The following is a 4,889-nucleotide window of genomic DNA, read 5'->3' as shown; positions in this document are numbered from 1 at the left end:
TGCGCGCCTCGGTCCAGATGCGTAGCTCGCCCAGCGCGCCATCAAGGTAGCGACTGCCGCCCCACTGCCCGATCTGCAGCCGATCGCTCTGGCGTCCCGCAAACGCATCCGCACTACGGGTCTCATCCAGTTTGCCGTCGAGGTAGATGCGCTGCTCCTCACTGGCGGCGTCGTAGACAAACGCGGCGTGGTGCCAGCGCCCTTCCTCCAGTGATGCGCTGCCTTCCAGGTCGTTATTGTAAAACCCCATGTGCAGCGTGGTGCCCCGCGTCGTCAGATGCAGGACCTGATTCGTTCCGGGGCTGGAGTCCCCATGGCCCAGAATCGGATTATCGCCGGTGAGGTCGTCGACCTGAATCCAGGCTTCGACGGTAAAGCTCGCGCCAACCAGGTCCACATCTTCAGCCGAGCCGTCCATGCGTAGGTAGTCCGCGCTGCCGTCGAAGGCAAGAGCCGTGCCGGAGCCGTACGGCGCTTCGAGGAGGGCCCAATCGGAGATGGCGTCACCCGGATCGGTGGCATCGGTGCCGCCACCATCGACGGTGTAGCTGTCGGTGTCGAGCGTGGCGGTCAGATCGAGCAGGCCCGGGTCGGCGGAGGCGCCGCGTTCATAGTCGATGCGTACCGTTGCAGTGCCTCCCGCCAAGACATCTACCGTCCAGGTATCGCCATCGTTGTTCACATCGCCATCGCCTGAGTCGTCTATGGCGGAGACGCCGGGAGGCAGATTCCCCAGATCGACCTCGGCGCCGAACACGCCAATGCCCGTGTTGGATAATTCAAACGTGCCGGTTTCTACGCCCGAGCGGGCCACCAGGCGCAGTTGAGCCTCGTTGTTGATCCCTCGCTCATAGGCTCCGACGCTGACCGTCCCGTTCTGGATACGTGTCTCGCCCAAGAGGTCGGTTTCGATATCTTCGGCAATACCGCCTGTTTCGAACGGCGTGTTGTCTCCCGCATCCAGTGCAGGTGAGGTAGTCAGCAAAAGCAGCCCGTTGCCCGATGGGTCATTCACATTCACAAAGTCCGGGTCGGCGGCGAGGTTGGTACCATCGCATGAGGCGTTTGTAATGCTTCCGCATCCACCCTTGATAAGCGTGTGACTGAGCATTACAGAGGCTCCGGCGTTGTTGAAGATCTCAACGTCATCGTCATCGTCATCTGCACTATTGTCCCAAAAAATACTATTGACTACTGTGGGACTACTTGCACCCTCATTAAATTTAAAGTTATTGATCGCCCCGCCGCGGACCCCTGCACTGTTGCCCGTGAAGGTGGAATTCGTGATCTGCGGGCTGCTCGTGCCGTTAAATCCAAAGTTATTGATTGCCCCGCCGCGGTCTCCCGCACGGTTACCGGTGAAGGTCGAATTGATAATTTGAGGGCTGCTTGTGCCCCCACTTGTCGTACGGTTGTAGATCGCGCCGCCATTACCAGAAGCAGTGTTGCCGATGAAGCGGGTGTTAGATATCACAGGACTACAGTTTCCGCCAGAACCGCCGTTACAAAATGCACCACCGCCGGTTGTATCTTCGAACCCCCCACCACGATCGGCCTGTCCTCCGGTAATCACGAGCCCGTCGAGCACGGTATCGGTTGTGATATTCCCGCCCGTCGTACCATCAAGGTACACCACCGTTTTGCTATTTGCGCCGTTGATGTCGTCGGCCTCTTCGGTGATCCCCTGGGCGTTGGTGTCGTCGTTACCTTCGATGTCTCCAGAGAGCACCGTGAGATTTTCTGCCTGCCCCCGATTGGACCGTTGATCCTCCACATCGTCGATATCTGAAAACGACTCATCGCCGCTCCATCCGCCATAGATCTTGAGTCCGTCCTGCGCGCCGGTGATCTCAAAGCGCGCGTCACGGTCGGAGGCATCGCTTGTTGGCACGTAGCGCCCGGCGGCAATCACAATGACGTCGCTTCCCCCGGCTGCACTTAGCGCGCCTTGCAAGGAGAGCGCGTTGCCGTCGGTAAACGAGGAACCATCGTTACTCGCGTCGCCGGTTTCAGTAACGTGATAGACGGTTTGTGCCTGTGCGGAGCCAACTGCTCCCCATGAAAAAAGCAGCACAGCTACGCTCATGAGCAGCACATTCATGGGGAGAGAGGGCGTGTTCCAGTAACGAGTTGGCATAAGATCCTATAAAGGTAGATCAAGGGAATGTAGAGCCGGGCTCTGGATGCAGCAGTGAGGTTTCATCCAGAGCATGATCAAGTTTGTAGGGTACTGCAGCGCTACCGCACCACCGTCACCCGCTGGGTTTCGGTGTGGCTGCTGGTTTGCATGCGGAGGAAGTACGTGCCGCTCGACAGACGGCTTACGTCCAGTTGCTGCTCAGTGCGTCCGTCTTGCTCGCCATCCACCACCGTTTGTACCCGGCGACCTAGCATGTCGTAGAGGTCGATGCGCACCGCCTGCTGGTCGGGTACCGCAAACCGTACCGTGGCCTGATGGCGCACTGGGTTCGGGTACGTGGGCAAGAGTTCGGCCTGGGTCACCTGCCGCGCAATCGTCACCGCCTCGCTAAACGACTCCGTGCCGCCGGTGTCGATCTGGCGGAGGCGATACGAGAGGCTGTCGGCGGCGTAGGGCAGATCGGTGTCTTCAAAGCGGTAGGATTGCGGGGTGTCGGTGGTGCCCGCACCGTTTAGGGTGGTGATGGTTTGCCACGATTCGCCTGTAGAGACGTCCCGGCGGGACGTCTCTACGTTGGATGGGACGGACCGCTGCACCTCAAAGCCTGCGTTGTTCGTCTCCGAAAGCGTCTCCCACTGCACCGTGATCGATTCGGTGCCGGAGCGCTGCGCCTCAAATCCAGCCAACTCCACCGGCAGCGGGTTGTCGGCGGTGCTGCTGGCGATGGCGAACTGGCTAAAGCCGGTCAGGTCTTGCACCGCCACGAGGGCGCGGTCTTCATCCAGCACCAGGCTCGCGCCGCTGAACGTGTCGACGGCGTTCCACGTCTGCCCGCCGTCGTCGGACTTGTAGAGCATGAGCGCGCCGAAGTCGCTGATTCCGCCCAGATCCTCGGTGGAGAGCAGGAGGTCGTAGTGGGGATCTGTGTCGAGATCGGACGTCACCGTCCAGGTGAACGGGGCCACGTTGCCGGGGAGTTCGTCACTGGGATCGGTGGGGGCCTCGCCCGTGCGGGTGAGGGTGAGTCCGCCATTGGCTGCGGTGTTCTCGCGCAGGAGCACAAGCCCATCGAATCCGGTCGGCTCCAGGTAGCCGAGCAGCCCGGCGGCGTCGGCGATGTCGCTACTTGTGGTTGCGATGTCGTTGAACGTGAAGGCACCCAGATCCGGGCGCGCGCCGAAGATACGGTCTTCGCCTGCAAGGTCGGTGGTCACGTCTTCGGCGATGCCACCGGATGCAAACGGCGCGAACGTGCCGCGCGCAATGGCGGGGGAGCCCGCTGTGAGGCGTGCATCGCCTGCCGCGGCATCGGCAAAGAGCGGGTCGGCGTCAATGTTGTTTCCGCCGTCGGTCGTTGACGAGCCGTCATTTTCGCTGATGCTCGCGAGGCCACCCTCAATGAGCGTGTGCGTGAGGGTGGGCGTGGCTTCTCTATTGTAAATCTCGTCGCCATCGTTGCTGGCATCGTTCCCCCACAGGATCGTGTTCGTAATTTGCGGACTGCTCGTGCCGCCATTGCGGCCATCATTGTAGATCGCCCCGCCCTCGTCTGTGGTGTTGCCGGTGAAGGTCGCGTTTGTAATCACCGGGCTGCTTGTCCCACTGCTGCCAAAGTTGTAGATCGCCCCGCCGAAGAGATCGCCGGAGTTGCCCGCGAAGACCACATTCGTAATCACCGGGCTGCTCGTGCCGCCCTCGTTACCATCGTTTAACATCGCGCCTGCGGCGTTAGCGGTGTTGCCGGTGAACGTGAGCCCGGAGAGCGTGGGACTGCATGCATTGCCACTGCCCTGGCCGTCGCAGTAGAGCCCACCGCCCGTGCCCCTTTGGGTGGTAGCTCCGTTCGCATTCCCGCCGGTAATGGTGACCCCATCCAGCACCGTGTCGGGAGTAAGGTTTGCGTCAACATCTGCACCAATCGAATCGCCACCGTTAAAGACGAGCACGTGGTAGGCATTACCGGAGTCGTCGTTTTCGTCGTCGTTGATGTTACCCGAAAGAACGGTTGCGTTGGCAGGCAGGTTGCGACCGTCCAGCGCGTCTTCCACCTCCGACGCGTCGCCAAACGTCTCGCTTCCGCTCCAGCCCCCGTAGATGGTGAGCCCGTCCTGTTCGCCAGTCACCTCAAAGGTAGCTGTACGTGCCTCTCCGGCGTTGAGCTCGCGGCTGGGCGTATAGGTCCCTGCTGCGATGACGATCACGTCACTGCTGAGGGCTGCGCTCAGTGCATCTTCCAGGTCGGGGTAGGCATCGCTCCACGAGGCGCCGGTGCCAGTGCCCGAGGCGGCGGCATCCACGTACAGAATGCTGGGGGCGTTATCATAGAGCACAAACTCACGGGAGTCCGTCTGGCCGGTGAGTGTGAACGTCTCGCCCGAGGGTTCTTCTGCGCGGGCGGTCCACGGCTGCGTTGGACCTGGGCGTTCGGCCAATCCTACCGCGCTGGGATTCGGTACCGTCACGTCGCCGTACGTGAGCTCCAGGTCGGCCATGGCGGTCGGCACCGCCCCCCATACGGCTTTGCTGCGCTGACCGCGTGGAATTTCCTCGTCATCGAAGACCTCGGCACTGGCGTCGCCATAGCGATATAGCGTCACAGGGGCATCGGTGGTGGTAACAGTGAGTGCGGCATTCGTTGGCCCCACAGCACCGGTGCCGTTTGCATCAACCACGACGCTTTCTTGCCCGAGCGGCGCGCCGCTGGCGGTCCACTGCGGATCGCCTTCAAATGTGGCGTCGCGTCCGCCGG

Annotated in this window: 2 protein-coding genes; both read right to left on the bottom strand. The window is 61.5% G+C overall.

The annotated features are described in order from the left end of the window. A partial coding sequence (locus tag R6U20_RS11750; RefSeq protein ID WP_410338047.1) for a LamG-like jellyroll fold domain-containing protein occupies positions 1 to 2,137 on the bottom strand: 2,137 nt, incomplete at its 3' end. A gap of 101 nt (positions 2,138 to 2,238) precedes the next feature. Further along, the coding region (locus R6U20_RS11745; RefSeq protein WP_410338046.1) for a T9SS type A sorting domain-containing protein at positions 2,239 to 4,889 on the bottom strand (2,651 nt) is incomplete at its 5' end.

The organism is Longimonas sp., from assembly GCF_046498435.1.
In the GTDB taxonomy this organism is placed as follows: domain Bacteria; phylum Bacteroidota; class Rhodothermia; order Rhodothermales; family Salinibacteraceae; genus Longimonas.
This window is presented reverse-complemented; position numbering and strand designations above follow the sequence as displayed.